The organism is Lentzea sp. NPDC058436 (genome assembly GCF_042721515.1).
Classification (GTDB): domain Bacteria; phylum Actinomycetota; class Actinomycetes; order Mycobacteriales; family Pseudonocardiaceae; genus Lentzea.
Genome location: NZ_JBHXLF010000005.1, coordinates 216,820 through 234,469 on the forward strand (window position 1 = coordinate 216,820; position 17,650 = coordinate 234,469).

General features: G+C 70.3%; 18 protein-coding genes and 1 pseudogene. 12 read left to right on the forward strand and 7 right to left on the reverse strand.

Features of this window, described 5'->3' with window-relative positions:
• The first annotated feature begins 197 nt into the window (after positions 1-197).
• Both ACFWN2_RS22210 and ACFWN2_RS22215 read left to right on the forward strand, forming a co-directional pair.
• Positions 198-1,142, forward strand: coding sequence for an NlpC/P60 family protein (locus ACFWN2_RS22210; protein ID WP_382430090.1), 945 nt, complete (start codon positions 198-200; stop codon positions 1,140-1,142).
• A gap of 166 nt (positions 1,143-1,308) precedes the next feature.
• Positions 1,309-1,872: a LysM peptidoglycan-binding domain-containing protein gene (locus tag ACFWN2_RS22215; RefSeq protein WP_382430092.1), complete on the forward strand. Its 564-nt coding sequence runs from the start codon at positions 1,309-1,311 to the stop codon at positions 1,870-1,872.
• A 120-nt stretch (positions 1,873-1,992) separates the two neighbouring features.
• Here the strand turns inward: ACFWN2_RS22215 and ACFWN2_RS22220 are convergent, their stop codons facing one another.
• A complete protein-coding gene (locus tag ACFWN2_RS22220) occupies positions 1,993-2,310 on the reverse strand; it encodes an iron-sulfur cluster biosynthesis protein (protein WP_382430094.1) in 318 nt (105 codons plus the stop codon).
• A gap of 574 nt (positions 2,311-2,884) precedes the next feature.
• Positions 2,885-3,529 (reverse strand): hypothetical protein, encoded by a 645-nt coding sequence (locus ACFWN2_RS22225; RefSeq protein WP_382430096.1) that lies wholly within the window; start codon positions 3,527-3,529, stop codon positions 2,885-2,887.
• 177 nt (positions 3,530-3,706) lie between these two features.
• On the opposite strand from ACFWN2_RS22225, the gene ACFWN2_RS22230 reads away from it, so the two are divergent.
• From ACFWN2_RS22230 to ACFWN2_RS22245, 4 genes are read left to right on the forward strand one after another with little or no spacing between them, the layout of a single operon-like run.
• Positions 3,707-4,408: a VIT family protein gene (locus ACFWN2_RS22230; protein WP_382430098.1), complete on the forward strand. Its 702-nt coding sequence runs from the start codon at positions 3,707-3,709 to the stop codon at positions 4,406-4,408.
• Between the two features lie 25 nt (positions 4,409-4,433).
• Positions 4,434-4,658, forward strand: coding sequence for a hypothetical protein (locus ACFWN2_RS22235; RefSeq protein WP_382430100.1), 225 nt, complete (start codon positions 4,434-4,436; stop codon positions 4,656-4,658).
• A gap of 7 nt (positions 4,659-4,665) precedes the next feature.
• Positions 4,666-5,343, forward strand: coding sequence for an HAD family hydrolase (locus ACFWN2_RS22240; protein WP_382430102.1), 678 nt, complete (start codon positions 4,666-4,668; stop codon positions 5,341-5,343).
• Positions 5,340-7,673, forward strand: coding sequence for a glycoside hydrolase family 65 protein (locus ACFWN2_RS22245; protein WP_382430104.1), 2,334 nt, complete (start codon positions 5,340-5,342; stop codon positions 7,671-7,673). Before ACFWN2_RS22240 ends, ACFWN2_RS22245 begins: the two co-directional genes overlap by 4 nt.
• On the opposite strand, the gene ACFWN2_RS22250 is transcribed toward ACFWN2_RS22245, so the two are convergent.
• The 3 genes from ACFWN2_RS22250 to ACFWN2_RS22260 all read right to left on the reverse strand — a co-directional run bounded on the left by ACFWN2_RS22250 (position 7,670) and on the right by ACFWN2_RS22260 (position 9,729).
• Positions 7,670-8,005, reverse strand: a complete 336-nt coding sequence (locus ACFWN2_RS22250; RefSeq protein ID WP_382430106.1) for a YybH family protein — start codon at positions 8,003-8,005, stop codon at positions 7,670-7,672. The two genes, ACFWN2_RS22245 and ACFWN2_RS22250, sit on opposite strands and share 4 nt — an antisense overlap.
• Before the next feature lies 1 nt (position 8,006).
• Positions 8,007-8,705, reverse strand: coding sequence for an SDR family NAD(P)-dependent oxidoreductase (locus tag ACFWN2_RS22255; RefSeq protein WP_382430108.1), 699 nt, complete (start codon positions 8,703-8,705; stop codon positions 8,007-8,009).
• Between the two features lie 115 nt (positions 8,706-8,820).
• The gene (locus tag ACFWN2_RS22260) at positions 8,821-9,729 is read right to left on the reverse strand and encodes a LysR family transcriptional regulator (RefSeq protein ID WP_382430110.1); all 909 of its coding nucleotides are present in this window, start codon (positions 9,727-9,729) and stop codon (positions 8,821-8,823) included.
• A 158-nt stretch (positions 9,730-9,887) separates the two neighbouring features.
• Between ACFWN2_RS22260 and ACFWN2_RS22265 the strand changes: the two are divergent.
• Together ACFWN2_RS22265 and ACFWN2_RS22270 are read left to right on the forward strand one after the other, a co-directional pair.
• A pseudogene (locus tag ACFWN2_RS22265) lies at positions 9,888-10,094 on the forward strand (muconolactone Delta-isomerase family protein); the annotation flags it as partial.
• Complete coding sequence (locus ACFWN2_RS22270; RefSeq protein WP_382430112.1) at positions 10,091-11,155, forward strand: YbfB/YjiJ family MFS transporter; 1,065 nt, start codon at positions 10,091-10,093, stop codon at positions 11,153-11,155. The pseudogene ACFWN2_RS22265 and the gene ACFWN2_RS22270, both read left to right, overlap by 4 nt.
• Here ACFWN2_RS22270 and ACFWN2_RS22275 read toward each other — a convergent pair.
• Positions 11,073-12,044, reverse strand: a complete 972-nt coding sequence (locus ACFWN2_RS22275) for an alcohol dehydrogenase catalytic domain-containing protein (RefSeq protein ID WP_382430114.1) — start codon at positions 12,042-12,044, stop codon at positions 11,073-11,075. The genes ACFWN2_RS22270 and ACFWN2_RS22275 overlap by 83 nt on opposite strands.
• Before the next feature lie 84 nt (positions 12,045-12,128).
• Here ACFWN2_RS22275 and ACFWN2_RS22280 point away from each other — a divergent pair, with 84 nt between their 5' ends.
• From ACFWN2_RS22280 to ACFWN2_RS22295, 4 genes are all read left to right on the forward strand, one after another.
• On the forward strand, positions 12,129-13,295 hold the full coding sequence (locus tag ACFWN2_RS22280; RefSeq protein WP_382430116.1) for a beta-1,3-glucanase family protein: 1,167 nt from the start codon (positions 12,129-12,131) through the stop codon (positions 13,293-13,295).
• A gap of 81 nt (positions 13,296-13,376) precedes the next feature.
• Positions 13,377-14,048 carry a response regulator gene (locus ACFWN2_RS22285; protein ID WP_382430118.1) on the forward strand — a complete coding sequence of 224 codons (672 nt, stop codon included), beginning with the start codon at positions 13,377-13,379 and terminating at the stop codon, positions 14,046-14,048.
• Positions 14,045-15,367 carry an ATP-binding protein gene (locus ACFWN2_RS22290; RefSeq protein WP_382430120.1) on the forward strand — a complete coding sequence of 441 codons (1,323 nt, stop codon included), beginning with the start codon at positions 14,045-14,047 and terminating at the stop codon, positions 15,365-15,367. Before ACFWN2_RS22285 ends, ACFWN2_RS22290 begins: the two co-directional genes overlap by 4 nt.
• Before the next feature lie 46 nt (positions 15,368-15,413).
• Positions 15,414-16,454, forward strand: a complete 1,041-nt coding sequence (locus ACFWN2_RS22295) for an NAD-dependent epimerase/dehydratase family protein (RefSeq protein ID WP_382430122.1) — start codon at positions 15,414-15,416, stop codon at positions 16,452-16,454.
• On the opposite strand, the gene ACFWN2_RS22300 is transcribed toward ACFWN2_RS22295, so the two are convergent.
• Complete coding sequence (locus tag ACFWN2_RS22300) at positions 16,441-17,601, reverse strand: hypothetical protein (RefSeq protein WP_382430583.1); 1,161 nt, start codon at positions 17,599-17,601, stop codon at positions 16,441-16,443. The genes ACFWN2_RS22295 and ACFWN2_RS22300 overlap by 14 nt on opposite strands.
• Positions 17,602-17,650: the final 49 nt, after the last annotated feature.

Below are 17,650 nucleotides of genomic sequence, written 5' to 3' on the forward strand. Positions count from 1 at the left end.
CTGGCATTCGGTGCTGGACGAGGACAAGGTCATTCCGTAACCTGTCCGAGACCTTCGGCCCAGCAGTTAACCCACTCGGGGCACATGCCAAGGTTGTCGCCTCACGCGGAGTAGTTCTCGCGGAGCGACTGCCAGGAAAAAGGAGGACCCGCGACGTGGTGTCGCAACCCTCACGCCGCATCGTGCGTGGAGCACTCGTGGCGACGGCTGCCGTCGTCGCGGCAGCACTCCCCACGGCTCCGGCCACCGCACAGCCCAACGCCGCGGACGCGCTCAAGAAGTACAACGAGCTGCAGGAACAGGCGTCCAAGCTCAACCAGGACCACCTCAAGGCCCAGGACGACCTGAAGGCCAAGCAGGGTGAGCTGGACAAGGCCAAGGGCGACCTGGCCACCGCGCAGAAGGCGGAAGAAGAGCTCCGCGGGCAGGTCGACCTCCTCACCGAGGCCACCAACTCCGGCGCGAACTTCAGCCAGATCTCCGCGCTGCTGGTGAGCGACTCGCAGCAGGACTTCCTCAACCGCATGTCGGCCATCAACATCCTCGCGGCCGACAACGCGGACGCGCTGCAGAAGCTGACCGACGCCGTCAACGCCGCCGACAACGCCACGAAGTCGGCGAACGAGGCGACCGAGACGTCGAAGAAGCTCCTGGCCGAGATGGACCAGAAGAAGGCCGACCTCGACAAGCAGCTCGCGGACGCCAAGAAGGTCTACGACGGCCTGAGCAACACGGTCAAGAACCAGATGTTGCAGAACGGCGACATGTCGAACATCTCGGTGCCGGCCGGCGCCGCGGGTGCGGCACTGTCGTTCGCGCTCGCGCAGCGCGGCAAGCCGTACGTGTACGGCTCGAACGGCCCGAACTCCTGGGACTGCTCCTCGCTGATCCAGGCCGCGTACCGCTCGGCCGGCGTCTCCATCGGCCGCACCAGCTACGCGCAGGCCGCGGCGGGTCGTTCCGTCTCCCGCAGCCAGGTCCAGGCCGGCGACATCATCGTCTACTACTCCAGCCAGTCCCACGTGGCGATGGCGGTGGACGGCATCCGTGCCGTGCACGCCTCGACCGAGGGCGTGCCGGTGAAGATCGCCGACATCGACTCGATCGGTCCGATCTCCGTGATCCGTCGCATCGAGGGCTGACAGCTCTTCGCTTTGACGAGCGCCTCCTGCCTCCGGGCAGGGGGCGCTTTTCACTCCCTCGGGTGCACGTGCCTCTTTGACCCGGCGGGACCCGCGCGCCGTGACTAGTTTGCGCTTCGGGCGCCGCCGTTTCGGGCGGTCGTCATCGTCCGAAGTGGAGTTTTGAGTGGACACCTTGCAAGCCGGCCAGGAGCTCACCCGCGGTCAGCAGCTGACCAGCGCCAACGGCTACATGCTGACGCTGCAGTCCGACGGGAACCTGGTGCTCTCGGAGAACACCGGCACCGTCTGGGCCAGCGGCACCGACGGCAAGGGCGCGGTGCGCGCCACGCTGCAGGCCGACGGCAACTTCGTGCTCTACACGAGCGACGAGAACGCCGTGTGGTCCACCGGCACCCAGGGCAACGAGGGTTCGCGCCTCGTCCTGCAGGACGACAGGAACCTGGTCGTGTTCGCCGTCGACGGCAGCGCCAAGTGGGCGTCGAACACCAACACGGACTCGCCGCAGGCCGCCCCGGCCGCCGCCGCTCCGGAACCCGCTCCCGTTGAGGAGGCCCCGGCCCCGGCCGCGCCCGAGGTGCGGACCCACTCCGTCGAGAGCGGCGAGTCGCTCTGGGTGATCGCCGAGCGCTACTACGGCGACGGCAACCGGTACGGCGAGATCGCGTCCGCCAACGGAATCTCGAACCCGGACCTCATCCACCCCGGTCAGGTGCTGACCATTCCCTGATCTCGGGGTCTCACGAGACGGGCCGGACCCCCACTGTCCTGGGGTCCGGCCCGTCTCGCATGTCAGGTCTCACACGTCAGGTGGAGTCGCCGTTGATCCCAGCCGACTCGTGTTCCGGGATCAGCCCGGCAGGTTCTGCCCCGGCACGTCCTGGCGCGCGATCGCGAACGCCGGGTTGCCCTCGTCGTCCTGGCGCACGTCGAGGACCTTGTCGTCCAGGTACTGCGCGGCCGCCGGCTCCATGATGACCTTGGCGCCCGCGGGGGCCGCCACCACCTCGTCGCCGTCGACGGCCTCGGCGAGCGACAGCTCCAGCGCGGCCTGGCTGTTCTGCTCGGTGGCCAGGGCGAAACGCAGGCCGATGTCGTCGGTGGTGCCCTCTGACTGCGTGGTCAACTCGTTGATGACCTCGGCAGCCATCGGCGTCACTTCCAGCATGTCGGCCCCTTACATCGGAAACAAGAAACTCGTCCGGTGTTCCCGGCTTGGGCCGCGTTCAACCAGGATTCGCCGAAGTCGCAGGTAGAAGGGCCGTGCCGGACCGGTTCGCGTCTCCGGGCCGGGCACGGGCGGTGTTCGGAGGCGGGCACGTCACCGCGCTGCAGCCTGGCGGCCGGTAGGCGGCGAGGCGGGCCTGCCACGGCACCTCACGCCCCAGCCGCACGCAGCCAGACCGCGCCCAGCGCACCCGGTCAGGGGGCGAAGCGCGCCTGCCACGGCACCGCAGCACCGGCCCACGCGACGCGGTATCCCTCGCGGCGCCCGGCGTCAGCCAACTCGCCACCCGCTCAGGCGACTGGGCCCGCCCTTACGGCGCCAGCCTCGTCTCCGGCCGGCTCGCCACCCCGGCGGGCGACCTGCTCGCCGCTCACGCCACCCGGTGTGCCGGCCGCGCCGCTGCCCGCTCACGCGACGTGGCGCGCCTGCCGTGGCACTGCTCAGGCCACGCGGTGCGCCGGGCATGCCGCTGCCCATTCAAGCCACGCGGTGCGCCCGCCGCGCCACTGCCTGCTCACGCCACCCGGTGCGCCGGCCGCGCCACCTCGTTCCGCACGTGCCCGCAAGCCGAGCACACCCGAGGCACCGGCACCAGCTCCGCGACCAGCTTCCACGAGTCGGCGAACGACGGCACCTCCTGTCCCGGCACGAGCAGGCCGTCGAGCACCTCCTGGCGGCGGCGGCCCTTCTCGCGGCTGCGCGCCACCGGGTCGCGGCGGTGGGCGAGGGCTCGGGTCTCCGCCCGTGCCTGCTGGCCCTCCGCGGTCAGGCCGGTGCGGCGGCGTGGGGCGTGCAGGGCGGCGTTGCGGCGGTTCACGCGGTACCACTCGCCCAGGGTGACGCCCTTGAGCGGTGGGCTGGCTAGGCCCGCGCCGTCCGCCGTCCAGGTGCGCAGGCGGGCGCGCAGGAACTCGTGGGCCACCTGCGCGCGGGAACGGGGGCGGCCCTGGCGGGTGCCGTCCGGCCTGGTGTCGATGGCGACGAGCAGGGCGTCGACGCTCCAGCCCGCCTTGAACCACGGTTCGAGCAGGCGCCGGACCCAGCGGCGGTCGGCGTCCGGCCACGAGGCGCGTTCGCACAGGGACTCGACGGCGACGGTGACGTCGGCATCGGTGGACGGCACCACGCGGCCTGGCCAGCGACTGGGTTCGATCTGCATCGGGAACTGACCTCCTCTAGCTCGCACACGAACACCTGTTCGACATGCTGCCACGGGGGTCTGACAAAAAATGAACCTCCAACGTCTGACCAGGCAAAACTCACCCGTTCAGCAGAACGTCGCGCAGTCACCCGTACGTCGCGCGCACAGCCCGCACCACCCCGCTAACCTGCGGAAATGACGCACCACGAGCCTCACGACGAGGTCACCGGCGATCGGATGAACTGGCTCCGCGCGGGCGTCCTCGGCGCGAACGACGGCATCGTGTCGACCGCCAGCCTCGTGGTGGGTGTCGCGGGGGCCACGACGGACAGGGCCCAGATCCTCGTCGCGGGGCTGGCGGGGCTCTTCGCGGGCGCGATGTCGATGGCGAGCGGCGAGTACGTGTCCGTCAGCAGCCAGCGCGACGCCGAACGCGCCCTCCTCGCCCAAGAACGCCGCGAGCTGCGGGACACGCCCGAGGAGGAGCTCGAAGAGCTCAAGGAGATCTACGAGGACAAGGGCCTCGACGCCGAGACGGCGGAGGAGGTCGCCAAGCAGCTCACGAAGCACGACGCGCTCGCGGCCCACGCCGACGCCGAGCTCCACATCGACCCGGACGAGCTGACGAACCCGTGGGGCGCCGCGATCGCGAGCTTCGTGTCGTTCACGATCGGCGCGCTCCTCCCCCTCGCCGCGATCGCCCTCACGCCCGTCAGCCTGCGCGTGCCGGTCACGGTCGCCGCCGCCGTCCTCACCCTCGCCCTCACCGGCTTCGTCAGCGCGCGGCTCAGCGGCGCCGGCAAGCGCAGGGCGGTCGTCCGCAACGTCGCGGGCGGCCTGATCGCGATGGGTGTCACCTACGCGATCGGTTCGCTGGTGGGTCAAAGCATCGGATAGCGCCGAAGTGGGTATTGCCGTGGACATGAGTGAAGAACGCGGCGCCTACGTCTCCCAGGACACCGACGGCTTCGAGGGCCTGGACGAGGACAACCTCCAGAAGGACCCGCTGGAGGAGGCCATGGACCCGCCGGAGGACTGGGCGGAGTCCACGAAGTACGGGATGACCGAGTACGAGCAGGCCCACCCGCGGCCGCTTGACGAACGTCTCGCGGAGGAACGAAGCGACAACAACGAGACGGGTGCATGATCGACCTATGAGCCTCGGCATCCCGGAGAAGATCACCGCGTTGCTGTTCGACCTCGACGGCGTGCTCACGAGCACCGCCGTGCTGCACCGGCAGGCGTGGCGGCAGACGTTCGAAGCCATGGGCCAGCCGTTCAGCGAGCAGGACTACCTCGCGTACGTGGACGGAAAGCCGCGCTACGACGGTGTTCGCAGCTTCCTCACGTCACGCGGCCTCACGCCGTCGGAGGACGAGGTCCGCAGCATCGGCGACCAGAAGAACGACCTCGTCAACACGATCATCGACGAGCAGGGCATCACGCCGTACGCCGGTTCGGTGCGCTACCTGCAGGCCGCGCGCGAGGCGGGACTGCCGATCGGTGTCGTCACGTCGTCGGCCAACGCCATGCGCGTGCTGCGCTCGGGCAACCTCCTCGACTACGTCGACGCGCTGGTGGACGGCAACGTCATCGTCGCGTCGGACCTGCGGGGCAAACCCGCGCCCGACTCGTTCGTCGAGGGCGCGAGAAGACTCAAGACCGCGCCGGAGCACGCGGCGGTCTACGAGGACGCGCTCGCGGGCGTGCAGGCCGGCCACGACGGCGGGTTCGGGTTCGTCGTCGGCGTCGACCGCGGCCACCAGCGGGACGCGCTCAAGGCGGGCGGCGCCGACGTGGTCGTCGACGAGCTCGACGAGCTCCTGTCATGAGCTACGCCGTCGAACCCTGGCAGCTGCGCTGGCAGGGCCTCTCCGTGGACCACCTGCACCAGACCGAGTCGACGTTCGCGCTGTCCAACGGCCACATCGGCATGCGCGGCACGCTGGACGAGGGCGAGCCGCGCGGCCTGCCCGGCACGTACCTCAACGGCTTCTACGAGGAGCACCAGCTGCCGTACGGCGAGGGCGGCTACGGCTACCCCGAGGCCGGGCAGACCGTCGTCAACGTCACCGACGGCAAGATCATCCGGCTGCTGGTCGAGGACGAGCCGCTGGACATGCGCTACGGCGAGGCGATCGAGCACGAACGCACGCTCGACTTCCGCACCGGCACGTTGCGCCGCCGCACGGTCTGGGAGTCGCCGACGGGGCGCCGTGTGACCGTGCGCAGCGAACGGCTCGTGTCGTTCTCGCAGCGCGCCGTCGCGGCGATCCGCTACGAGGTGGAGCCCGAGGACGACCTGCAGCTCGTCGTCCAGTCGGACCTGCTCGCGAACGAGCCGACCAAGAGCCGCAGCAACGACCCCCGCGTCGCCGCCGCGCTGGACTCCCCTCTGGTCAACGACTTCACGATGGCCGAGAAGTCGCGGGCCGTGCTGTGCCACCACACCAAGGTGTCCGGGCTGCGCATGGCCGCCGCGATGGACCACGAGGTCTCGGTCACGCCCTCGTCGAACGAACTGCACGACGAGCCGCGCACGGAGATCCGCGCGGAGGACGACCTCGCCCGGTTCACCGCCGCGGTCGACGTGCCGGCGGGCGGATGCCTGCGGCTGACCAAGTACATCGCGTACGGCTGGTCGGGCCAGCGTTCGACACCGGCGCTGCGGGCCCAGGTCGAGGCCGCGCTCGCGGGTGCCTGCCAGACCGGCTGGGACGGGCTCGTGAAGGAGCAGAAGGCGTTCCTGGACGACTTCTGGGAGGTCGCCGACATCGAGATCGAGGGCGACGACGAGCTGCAGCAGGCGATCCGGTTCGCGTTGTTCCACGTCCTGCAGGCCGGGGCACGCGGGGAGACCCGCGCGATCCCGGGCAAGGGCCTCACCGGACCCGGCTACGACGGCCACGCGTTCTGGGACACCGAGATGTTCGTGCTGCCGGTGCTCACCTACACGGTGCCCGACGCGGCCCGCGACGCGCTGCGGTGGCGTCACTCCACTTTGGACAAGGCTCGCGAACGCGCGAAGGTGCTGGGGCTCAAGGGAGCCGCGTTCCCGTGGCGTTCGATCAACGGCGCCGAGTGCAGCGCGTACTGGCCCGCGGGCACGGCGGCGTTCCACGTCTCCGGCGACGTGGCGTACGCCGTCCAGCAGTACCTCAACGCCACGAACGACGAGGACTTCGAGCGAGACGAGGCCACCGAGATCCTGGTGGAGACCGCACGGTTGTGGGCCTCACTGGGCCACCACGACCCGCACGACGGGTTCCGCATCGACGGCGTGACGGGCCCGGACGAGTACTCGGCGATCGTCGACAACAACGTCTACACCAACCTGATCGCCCAGCAGAACCTGTGGGCCGCCGCGGACGCCGCGGAACGAAACCCCTGTGACGTCAGCGAAGAGGAGATCGCGCGGTGGCGCAGGGCTGCCGACGCGATGTCGATCCCGTACGACGAGATGCTGCAGGTGCACCCGCAGGCGGACAACTTCACCAAGCACGCGGAGTGGGACTTCGAGAACACACCGGAGGAGAAGTACCCGCTGCTGCTGCACTTCCCGTACTTCGACCTCTACCGCAAGCAGGTCATCAAGCAGGCGGACCTGGTGCTCGCGATGCACGTGCGCGGTGACGCGTTCACCGACGAGGAGAAGGCCCGCAACTTCGCCTACTACGAGGCCCGCACCGTGCGCGACTCGTCGTTGTCGGCGGGCACGCAGGCGGTGCTGGCGGCCGAGGTCGGGCACCTCGGGCTGGCGTTCGACTACCTCGTCGAGGCGGCGTTCACCGATCTGCACGACCTGCACGACAACGTCACGAACGGCCTGCACATGGCGTCGCTGGCCGGCGCGTGGACGGCGCTGGTGGCCGGGTTCGGGGGCATGCGCGACCACGGCGGCGAGCTCACGTTCGCGCCGCGGCTGCCGGAGCAGCTGACCCGGTTCTCGTTCCGGATGTCGTTCCGGGGCACGAGGATCGCGGTGGACGTGTGCGAGGGCGAGGCCACCTACCGGATCGTGGACGGCACGGAGCTCGCCACGCGCCACCACGGTGAGCCGATCACGATCACCTCGGAGAACCCGGTGACCATGGCCATCCCGAAGGCTCCCGACCTCGAACGACCGAAGTCGCCGTTCGGCCGGGAGCCGCGCAGGCACTAGTCGAGTGCGGAGACCTGGTAGTGCGCGATCAGGTCTCCCCTCACCAGCACGCTCAGGTAGACGTTGCGAGTCGGCCGGTCGGTGAACGAGAAATCGACGTTCAGGTAACCGAGAACCAGGTTTTCGGCCAGCCGACGCGTTTCCAGCACCTCGTACTCGGCTCTCAGGCCGACGGGCTGGGAATCGTAGTACTCGGCCACCGCCGCTTTTCCGACTCCGTATTGCTTGAGCCCCTGAAAAATGGCGTCCTCGGTGAAGTTCGCGGCCACGCCCTCGGGGTCGTGGGCGTCCACGGCGGCCTTCCACCGGTCCATGACGTCTTCGAGCACCATGTCAGTGCCCCGCGCTCTGGCCGCCGTCGACGTGCAGGACCTCGCCCGTGACGAACCCGGCCTGTTCGAGGAACGTGATCGCGTCGACCACCTCGGAGATCTCGCCGATGCGGCCGACGGGGTGCAGCCCGGCGAGCGCCTCGTGGGTCTCCGGGGCGTGCATCGGCGTCTTGATGATGCCGAGCGCGACCGTGTTGAAGCGGATGCCCCTGGCCGCGTACTCGACCGCGAGCGACTTCGTGACGGCGTTCAGACCGCCCTTGGTCAGCGACGCGAGGGCCGACGGCACGGCTGACAGCGCGTGCTCGACCAGGGTCGTGGACACGTTCACGACGTGGCCGGCCTCGCCCATGGCGGTGACGGCGCCGCGGGTGATGTCGAAGAACCCGACTAGGTTGGTGCCCACGACGTTCGCGAAGTCCTCGTCGGTGTACTCGGTGAACGGCTTGGCGACGAAGACGCCGGCGTTGTTCACGAGCGAGTCGACCCGGCCGAACCGCGCCAGCGTCTCCTCGACGACCCGCGCGCCCTCCCCCGGCCTGCTGAGGTCGGCGCGGATCGCGAGGACCTCCGGGTCGTCGGAGGGCTCGACGGAACGCGAGACCGCGACAACCGAATAGCCGAGCTTGCGATAGGCGGGAACGAGTGCCGCACCGATTCCCTGCGACGCTCCCGTGACGATTGCCACCTTGCTGGTCATTGTCCTGCTCGCTTTCGAAGTGAGGAAGTGGAACTGACCCTCACAACGGCGGGCGCCCGCGCTTTCATTTCGCGGAATTGCGACCCGTTTCCTCCTGGGTGGGAGGCTCAGCCTCTCAGCGGTGCGGGTCGTCCGCGGGCAGCCAGCCGTCACCGAGTCCGCCGACGTCCCGCGCGATGGCCTCGGCGGCGGCGATGACGTCCGCGCGCTCCTCGTCCTGACGGCGCACCAGCGACCACGTCCACAGCACCTCGGGGTCGATCACCGGCCGTGCCACCAGGTCCGGCGGCAACGGCGTGGTCTGGCCCTTGGGCGAGTTGAGCACCGGCGTCGTGCACACCCGCACGTGGTCGAAGAACGCCGGCCCGGTGATCGCGCCGTTGTGGATGCGCCGGACGACGCAGCCGGTGTCTCGCGCAAACTCCTCGGCGAAGTCGTTCCAGGACTGCCACGACGTGACGTCGTCGTCCACCAGCACCGCGATGTCCTCGGCCCGCACGGGACTCGTGTCGGTGCCCACCGCCACCGCGTAGAGCCGGTCGGCGCCGAGCAGGTCCGCCCGGAGCCCGAGCTGCGCCGCGTCGGCCTTGCGGATCCAGCACACGGCGAGGTCGAGGCTGCCGTCCGCCACCCGCGCCGCCTGCTGGTGCGACGGCACGACCCACGCGTCCACGTAGAGCTGCGCGACCCCGGCCGTGCGGGCGGTGAGGTCCGGCGGCAGCCAGTTGACGTACCCGATCCGCACCGGCCGTGACCCGGACAGCTGCCGCGCGTGCCGTTGCAGCTCATCGGCCCGTTCGAGCAACGCCCGCACCTCAGGAACCAGCGCGGCACCGGCCGACGTGAGCGCGACGGTGCGGCGGTCGCGCGCGAACAGCGGCACGCCGAGGTCCCGTTCGAGCGCCTTGATCTGCTGCGACAACGACGGCCCCGCGATCAGCAGACGCGCCGCCGCCCGACCGAAGTGCAGCTCTTCGGCGACGGCGAGGAAGTACCGGAGTTGACGCAGTTCCACGTCCCGCATCCTAGGAGGCCCAGCCTCCCACGCAGGAGAAAGCCGGTCGTGGCGTTCGGTGCGCGCCGCTCGCACGATGGGGTCATGAGAGAGTTCATCGTCGAGATCACCACCACGATCCCGGACGGCACACCCCGTCCGAAGTGGACTAGCGCCGCGCGGCCGAAGCGGTGCGGGCCAAGGAACTGGTGGCGAGCGGCCACCTCGTCCGGCTGTGGCGACCCATCGGCGAGATGCGCAGCATCGGCCTGTGGCGCGCTTCCGACGAGGCCGATCTGCGCGCAGAAGTCCTCGGCACACTCCCGCTGGCGCCGTGGATGACGTTCGCCGTCACGGCCGTGCAGCCTCACCCGAACGATCCCGGCCGCTCGTGAGCGTGCGTGCCGCGGCGGCACTCGCGGCGGCGATGGGGATCGGCCGGTTCGTCTACACGCCGATCCTGCCGCTGATGACCGTGCAGGCGGGTCTGTCGTCCGCTGCCGCCGCGTCGCTGGCCACCGCGAACTACCTCGGCTACTTCGTCGGTGCGCTGGTCACGGTCGTGCGGGCGCCGTCCCGGGTGGTGAACCGCATGGCGCTCGTACTGCTCGTGGTGACGCTGGCCGGGATGCCGCTGGCGCACGGGATGGTGGCGTGGTTCGTGTTGCGGCTGGTGGCCGGGGTGGCGAGCGCGGTGGTGTTCGTGGCGGCCGTGAACGCGCGTCCTGGGTGGGGGATGAGCGGGATCGGGGCGGGGATCGCGCTGTCCGGACTGGTGGTGCTCGGGTTCGGGCAGTGGCAGACGGCCTGGTGGGTGGCCGCGGGGGTGGCGGCGGTGCTGACGGCGGCGGCCTGGGGCCTTCGTCCTGAACCACCGAAGCCGCAGGTCGTCGCCACGGGACAACGCGGGTCCGCCAAGCGAACCTTCGCTGCCCTCTTCGCCTCCTACACCCTCGAAGGCGTCGGCTACGTCATCGCCGCCACCTTCCTCGTGGCCGCGATCAGCGGCCCGCTCGGCAGCAGCGCCTGGATCCTCGTCGGCCTCTCCGCGGCCCTCTCCCCCGTCCTGGTCACGCCGCGCCGCCACGCCCTCCGCATCGCGCTGGCCGTCCAGGCGGTGGGCATCGCCCTGCCGGCCCTGGTCGACGGGTCGGCGCTCCTGGCCACGATCCTGTTCGGCGGCACGTTCATCGGCGTCGCGGCGACCGCGCTGAAGCAGGGCACCGACCTCGGCTTCCCCAAGGCGGCCGCCACTCTCACGGCCGGCTACTCGGCGGGCCAGATCATCGGCCCGCTCGTCGCCACCCCGTTGCTGCACAACGGCTACGACCACGCCCTGCTGCTGGCCGCGGGCGTCGTCGCGCTGGCCGCCCTCACAGCTCCAGCACCACCTTCACGTCGTCGGGCCGGGTCTCGAACGCCTCCGCGTACGACTCCAGCGGCACGCGCCGGGTGATCAGGGCCGACAGCCACGCGTCGTCCGCGCGGTCGAGCACGGCGGAGGCCTCCCGGTAGTGCCGCACGTTGGAGTTGACCGTCCCGAACACGATCCCGTTGCGCAGCACCAGGTCCCGGTTGATCTGCCCGACGTCGGCCGGGAGCACCTCGGTGGACGGCACGCCGGTCAGGCACACCAGGTCCCTGCCGAGCAGTCGCGCGACCAGGGACGGGGCGCCGGTCGCCTCGATCACGACCGGGCAGTCGGGCAGCGTCCGGTGGTAGGTGGCGCCGAGCGACTCGACCAGGTCCGGCTTGGGACCGGACGAGGCCAGGTCGAACACGTGCACGTCCAGGCCGCGCTGCACCCCGATCAGCGCCGCCAGCAGGCCGATCGGGCCCGCGCCGGTCACCAGCACGCTCTCGAACGGGTACAGGGCCATCCGGTCGAGGCGCTCCCACGCCTTCACGACCACGGACGTGGGCTCGACCAGGACGCCCGTCTCCGAGCTGACCCCGACGGCGTAGGAGGCGGGCACCGTCCACCGCGTCGCGCCGTAGCCGTCGAGGCCGGTGATCCCGCGCTCGGTGTACTGGCCGTTGCGGCAGTTGTCGAACTCGCCGGCCGCGCACGCCACGCACGGCACCGGGTCCGGTCTGCGGACGACGCCGGCCACCAGCGAGCCGGGTTCGAAGCCCGGACCGCTGATCACCCGTCCGAGCGACTCGTGGCCGATCACCAGGACGCCGCCGACGCCGAACTCCCCGCGCACGATCTCGCGGTCCGTCCCGCAGATGCCGATCGCCACCCCCTCGACCAGCAGATCGCCTGGTCCGGGCACCGGATCGGGAAGATCGGCCAACGACAGGGACCCGGCACGGGCGAGATCAACGGTCAGTGCGCGCATGAAGACCATTCTTGACACATCAACACGTCCACGCTGACTATGAGAGCGCTCTCACGACTCCCTGTCTCAGTGAGGAGATAGTCGATGCGCAAGCTCCTGCTGCTCGCGACATCGGCCCTGCTAGGGCTGACAACGATGTCCGCACCGGTGCAAGCGGCTCCCCCGAGCCAGCTCCCGCTCACCGTCACCAACAACTCGGGGCGCGGCGACGCGGTCCACCTCTACATCACCGGGATCTACAACGGCCGGCTCGGGTACGTGAACGGCAACGGCCAGTTCACGGCGTGGTCCGGTGGAGCGATCCCGCCCGTCCCGGCGCCCGACTTCTCGATCCCCGGCCCTGCCAACGGGGCGAGCAAGACCGTGCAGATCCCGCTCAACCTGGCCGGTGGCCGGATCTACATGGCGTTCCGGGACAAGCTGAAGTTCAGCCTCGTGCCCGGTGGCCTCGTGCAGCCGGCGCCGTGGGCGGGCGGCGACCCGAACCGCGACATCCTGTTCGACTGGAGCGAGTTCAGCTACGACGGCGGCGGTCTGTGGCTCAACAGCTCCCAGGTCGACATGTTCGCGGTCCCGCACGCGGTCGAGGCGACGTCCCAGGGCGGCGCCACGAAGAAGGCCGGTCAGCTCGTCGCGAACGGGCGCAACCGGATCTTCGACCAGCACCAGCAGCTCGGCGGTGACTGGGCGAGGCTCGCGTACAGCCGTCCCGACGGCACCCGGCTGCGCGTGCTGAACCCGAGCAAGGGCCTCGACGCGGGCCTGTTCTCCAGCTCGTACTTCCAGAGCTACGTCAACACCGTCTGGTCGACCTACCAGAGCACCCCTCTCACCGTCGTGCCCTACCAGGCGGAGCCGAACCGCAAGTTCACCGGTCGCGTCAGCGGTGGGGTCATGCGGTTCACGAACACCTCCGGCCAGCAGGTCGCGGAGTTCCAGCAGCCGTCCACCCGCGACGTGCTGAACTGCGACGGGCGGCTCGCGGCGCCGAACAACGAGCTCGGCGCGATCTCGCGGTCGCTGTGCGCGGCGCTCAACCGGTCGACGCTCGGCTTCATCCACACCCAGCCGACGTACAACGCGAGCCAGTTCTACACCCGCGCGACCACGAACCACTTCTCCAAGATCGTGCACGCCAACATGACCGACGGGCGCGCCTACGGGTTCGCCTTCGACGACGTCGGCGGCTTCGAGTCACTTGTCCACGAACCGAACCCGCGTTCCGCAAAAATCACGCTGACCGGATTCTAGACCGAAACAATCTTGCTTTTGATCGACTTTCACTCCACTGTGTGAGGGCCGTCGCCGCGGCTCTCACACAGTGGAGTCTTTGTGTGCGTACGGGTCCTGCTGGTCGACGACGACGAGCGAATCCGGCAGGCGTTGTGCCTCGCCCTGTCCGACGAGGGTTTCACCGTTGACGGGGCGGGTTCGGGTGAAGAGGCGTTGCCACGTCTGGAAGCGGAACCGTTCGACGTGGTTCTGGTCGATCTCACGTTGCCGGGAATGGACGGACTGGACGTCGTGCGGACCCTGCGAGGACGCGGTGACCTGCCGATAATCGTGGTGACGGCACGCACGGAGGCCCGCGACGTGATCGCCGGACTGGAGGCGGGAGCCGACGACTACGTCACGAAACCGTTCATGGCAAGCGTTCTCGCGGCCCGTGTCCGCGCGTTGTTGCGCCGGCGTGGACCGGGTGACGAAGCCGTTCGGGTGGGAACGCTGGAAATCCGTCCGCAGGAAGGCCTCGTGCACCGTGCGGGCGAACGCGTTCACCTCACCAGAACGGAATTCCGGCTGTTGCTGGAACTCGCTGGTGCGGCCGGGCGAATCGTCACCAGGGAACAGTTGCTGCAGAAGGTTTGGGGATATGACTACTTTGGTGACACCCGCCTGCTGGACGTGCACATAAGAAGGCTGCGCCGCAAGATCGAGGCGAACCCGGACGATCCGGAACTGCTGCTCACCGTGCGCGGCACCGGCTATCGGATCCGCTCGTGAAACTCACCCTGCGCTGCCGGGTCGCGCTGTCGTTCGGCCTGGGCCTGCTGGTCGTCACGAGCGTGCTGGCGGTCGCGACCTGGAACCTCGCCTCCGGCTCCATGCTGCGGCAGCGGGAGGCGAGCGCCACGCGGCAGGCCGAGGTGAACGTGCGGCTGGTGGAGAGGTCGCTGGGCTCACCGGGTCTCGGCGACCTGCTGAACGGCCTCACCGCCGGGCCCGACTCGTCGATCCTCGTGCTGGGCCCTGCGGGTCCGGTGACGGCGGGCCGCGCGGTCGACCCGTCGCGGCTGCCCGGCGGGCTCGTGGGGCACCCGCCCGGCACCGAGCGGATCACCGTAGACGGGCTGCCGGTGCTCGCCGTCGCGCGGCCCCTGGCGGGCGGCTCCGTCTACGTCGAGCTGTCCGGGACGCGGCAGCTCGAAGGGACGCTGGCGTTGCTGGGCGCGGTGCTGGTCGCCGGGACGATCGGGGCCGCGCTGCTCGGGGCGGCGCTGGGGTCGTGGGCGTCGAGACGGGCGCTGAAACCGCTGGCGGAGCTGAGTTCCGCGGCGGGCAGGATCGCCGGTGGTGACCTCCACGCCCGGTTGCCCGTCCAGGACGACCCGGATCTCGCCGCGCTGGCGGCGAAGTTCAACTCGACGGCGCAGGCACTGGAGCGCAGAGCGTTGCGGGACGCCCGGTTCGCGTCGGACGTGTCGCACGAGCTGCGGTCGCCGCTGACGACGATGGTGAACGCGGGGGCGGTGCTGCGCCGGCGTGGTGAGCACCTGCCCGGCACGGCGGGAACGGCGTTGGAGCTGCTGACCACGGAGGTGGACAGGTTCGCGCGGATGGTCACCGACCTGCTGGAGATCTCCCGCGCCGACCAGACCGACGACCCGCGACCGGAGGAGATCGCGCTGGACGCGTTGGTGCGCAACGTGATCGCGACCCGCGCGCCGGTACCGCTGGCGCTGGAGCCCGCCGTCGTGCTGGGCGACCGCAGGCGGCTCGACCGGGTGGTGACGAACCTGCTGGACAACGCCGAGCGGCACGCGGGCGGCGCGGTGCTGGTGTCGGTGCGGGTCCTCGGTCCCCGCGTGCGGCTGGAGGTGGAGGACGCCGGTCCAGGGGTGCCGGAACGGCTGCGGGAGGAGATCTTCGAACGGTTCGCGCGCGGAACGGCGGACCGGGGTGACGACACGGGCAGCGGGCTGGGGCTCGCGCTGGTCCGCGAGCACGTGCACCGGCTGGGCGGCGCGGTGTGGGTGGAGGACCGCTCACCCCGTGGCGCGCGGTTCGTGGTGGAAATGGTCTTACGGAGTTCTGACGGCTAGTCGTCCTGCCGCGCCCGGCACCGCGCACGGCCCTACGGTCGGGTTCATGCGAGTACTGATCACCGGCGGAGCCGGGTTCATCGGGTCGCACGTCGCGGACGAGCTGACCTCCCAGGGCCACGAGTGCGTGGTGCTCGACGCCCTTCTTCCCGAGGCGCACGGCGCCATCCCCCAGCTGGACCACGAGCTCGTCGTCGGCGACGTGACAGATCCCGCGGTGTTGCGCCCCTTGTTGTCCACAGTGGACGCCGTGTGTCATCAGGCGGCGATGGTCGGGCACGGCGTGGATCCGTTCGACGCGCCTTCCTACGCGCGCCACAACGACCTGGGCACGGCGGTGCTGCTGGCCGAGATGCACCGGGCGGGGGTGTCGCGGCTGGTGCTCGCGTCGTCGATGGTCGTCTACGGCGAGGGCCGGTACCGGTGCCTCTCGCACGGGATCGTGCGGGCCGAGCGGGCGGCCGTCGACGTCGAGTGCGGCCTGTACGAACCGCGTTGCTTCTGCGGTGACTTCGTGGTGTCCGAGCTCGTGCCCGAGGACGCGCCGCTGGAGCCGCGCAGCACCTACGCGGCCACGAAGCTCGCCCAGGAGCACCTGGCGGTGGCGTGGGCGCGGCAGACCGGCGGAAGCGTGTGGGCGTTGCGGTACCACAACGTCTACGGCCCGAGGATGCCGCGCGACACCCCGTACGCCGGTGTGGCGTCGATCTTCCGGTCGGCGCTGCAGAACGGTGTCGCGCCCCGCGTGATGGAGGACGGGCGGCAGCGGCGCGACTTCGTGCACGTCGCGGACGTCGCGCGGGCGAACGTGCTGGCGCTCGCCTCACCTCGTCCCGGCTTCGAGGCGGTGAACGTCTGCTCCGGCACGCCGCACACGATCGGCGACCTGGCTTTCGCGCTCGCCGACGCCTGTGACGGGCCCACGCCGGAGATCGTCGGCGGTGCCCGGCCAGGCGACGTCCGGCACGTCGTGGCCTCGCCCGCGAAGGCGTTGGAGGTACTGGGTTTCGAGGCCAGGGTCGGCTTCGAGGACGGTGTGCGGGAGTTCGCCTCCGCCGAGCAGCGGGAACCCGTCACCAGTTCGTGAGCACGAGGTGGTTCACCGCCAGGGCCGTGAGCGCCTGGGCGGTGAGCCACCTCTTGTGGTGGTCCAGTTTCGCGGCGCCGACGACGAGCCAGATCGCGAACGGCAGCCAGATCCGCTCGGTCTCGGCCTTGCTCAGGCCGGACAGGTCGGCCGCCAGGATCGCGATGCCGGCCGCGAGCACCCACTTGTTCCGATGTAGCCCCTGAACGCCGGCAGGGCCGATGACGAGCACGAGCGCGGCCAGGTTCGCCCACACCCAGTACCAGTACGGCCTGGTGTCGCCGATGCCCTGGTAGTAGCGGAGTTTCACGAGCTCGTAGCCGTCGAGCCACCAGAACCCGCTGATCGCGAACGCCGCGACGACCGCGAGCGCGCCCGCGACGGCCCAGCCGATCCGCCTGCCGACGGCCACGAGCGCGAGCGGGGCGAGCAGCACCAGGCCGTAGGACAGGAACAGGCACCAGCCCAGCACGATGCCGCCCAGCAGCGGTTTCCTGGTGAGCAGGTAGATCCCGACGGCGGCGACGCCCATGAACATGCCGTCCGCCGACGCCCCGACCCACACCGCGCCCGGAAACAGCACCAGGAACGGCAGCAGCGCGTTGTTCTTGACGGCCAGGGGAATCGCGACGACGGCGAGCGAGCCGACCAGGACGCAGAAGATCGACGCCGCCGCTCCCCCGCCCAGGCCGACGCGGTCGAGGGCGACGGACGTGAGCAGCGCGCCCGGCGGGTGGCCGGAGACGTGCGTGGTCCACGAGTCGGGCTGGAAGTCGGGGATGCGCGCGGCGAAGCCCCGGAGCATCGCGGGGATGTCGGTGACGCCGGGAACCTCGTGCAGGTACTCGTCGTCGGTGGTGAGCCTGGTGACGAACCGGTTCCAGCCGTCGACCATCGCGAGCGAGAAGGTGAAGGCCACCGATGTCGCGTAGGCGATCGGCAGCGCGAACCTGTGCCGCGCCAGCTCCGGTCCCTTGGCGACGACGAGGAACGCGATCAGGACCGCGGCCGGCGTGCCAGGACCCAGATGTGGTTGCCAGTCACCGAAGAGCGGTGCGGCGGCGGCGAAGAGGACGCCGGGATCGTTGTGGTTGACGATGATCCCGGTGATGATGGCGGCAGTGACGAGCAGACCCGCGATGACCAGACGCACCGCGCCCAACCTAGGGGGTCCGCCGGACGTCCGCAGGTCGCGC

What these genes read in the sequence shown, in the direction of transcription:
- ACFWN2_RS22220 (WP_382430094.1), bottom strand. Translation starts at nt 2,310, where the DNA reads ATGCTGGAAGTGACGCCGATGGCTGCCGAGGTCATCAACGAGTTGACC.
- ACFWN2_RS22225 (WP_382430096.1), bottom strand. Translation starts at nt 3,529, where the DNA reads ATGCAGATCGAACCCAGTCGCTGGCCAGGCCGCGTGGTGCCGTCCACC.
- ACFWN2_RS22230 (WP_382430098.1), top strand. Translation starts at nt 3,707, where the DNA reads ATGACGCACCACGAGCCTCACGACGAGGTCACCGGCGATCGGATGAAC.
- ACFWN2_RS22235 (WP_382430100.1), top strand. Translation starts at nt 4,434, where the DNA reads ATGAGTGAAGAACGCGGCGCCTACGTCTCCCAGGACACCGACGGCTTC.
- ACFWN2_RS22240 (WP_382430102.1), top strand. Translation starts at nt 4,666, where the DNA reads ATGAGCCTCGGCATCCCGGAGAAGATCACCGCGTTGCTGTTCGACCTC.
- ACFWN2_RS22245 (WP_382430104.1), top strand. Translation starts at nt 5,340, where the DNA reads ATGAGCTACGCCGTCGAACCCTGGCAGCTGCGCTGGCAGGGCCTCTCC.
- ACFWN2_RS22250 (WP_382430106.1), bottom strand. Translation starts at nt 8,005, where the DNA reads ATGGTGCTCGAAGACGTCATGGACCGGTGGAAGGCCGCCGTGGACGCC.
- ACFWN2_RS22255 (WP_382430108.1), bottom strand. Translation starts at nt 8,705, where the DNA reads ATGACCAGCAAGGTGGCAATCGTCACGGGAGCGTCGCAGGGAATCGGT.
- ACFWN2_RS22260 (WP_382430110.1), bottom strand. Translation starts at nt 9,729, where the DNA reads ATGCGGGACGTGGAACTGCGTCAACTCCGGTACTTCCTCGCCGTCGCC.
- ACFWN2_RS22275 (WP_382430114.1), bottom strand. Translation starts at nt 12,044, where the DNA reads ATGCGCGCACTGACCGTTGATCTCGCCCGTGCCGGGTCCCTGTCGTTG.
- ACFWN2_RS22280 (WP_382430116.1), top strand. Translation starts at nt 12,129, where the DNA reads ATGCGCAAGCTCCTGCTGCTCGCGACATCGGCCCTGCTAGGGCTGACA.
- ACFWN2_RS22295 (WP_382430122.1), top strand. Translation starts at nt 15,414, where the DNA reads ATGCGAGTACTGATCACCGGCGGAGCCGGGTTCATCGGGTCGCACGTC.